The organism is Avibacterium gallinarum, from assembly GCF_002921135.1.
Classification (GTDB): domain Bacteria; phylum Pseudomonadota; class Gammaproteobacteria; order Enterobacterales; family Pasteurellaceae; genus Avibacterium; species Avibacterium gallinarum.
In genome coordinates, this window is the sequence record NZ_PQVJ01000012.1 from 1 (window position 1) to 390 (window position 390).

A 390-nucleotide genomic window follows, 5' to 3' on the forward strand; every position below is an offset into this window, starting at 1 on the left:
GGGGCTGTAGTAGATTAGCCCTAAATTTCACACCATTTTCGCAATATTTTTAACTGCTCTTTTGGTGTCCCAAAGTTAAACCGAAATTCACATTCCTTCAAGAATAAAGGAAAGTTTTTTCGGTTAATTCCATTATATTTTCGCAGTATCCGCTTCGCCTGATTCCAAAAATTTTCAATGCCATTAATATGATTTTGTTTCACCGCAAATAGCTCGGAATGATTGATTCGTTCGTGGTGAAATTCACTCACATCAAGAGCATCATAACTGCGATAAGTGTCCGTATAAACCCAGCTATCAGGCTTGATTTTTCTTTTAATAACAGGGAGTAATGTTTCACTCTTGGTGTTTTCAACCACAACAGTAAATACCTTTCCTTGTCGTTTTAGT

Annotated in this window: 1 protein-coding gene; it reads right to left on the bottom strand. The window is 36.4% G+C overall.

The window, feature by feature from the left end; translation table 11 throughout:
* Window positions 1-20: 20 nt before the first annotated feature.
* Window positions 21-390 (bottom strand): IS1595 family transposase (locus C3007_RS05380; protein WP_123772528.1); only part of this gene is annotated, 370 nt, incomplete at its 5' end.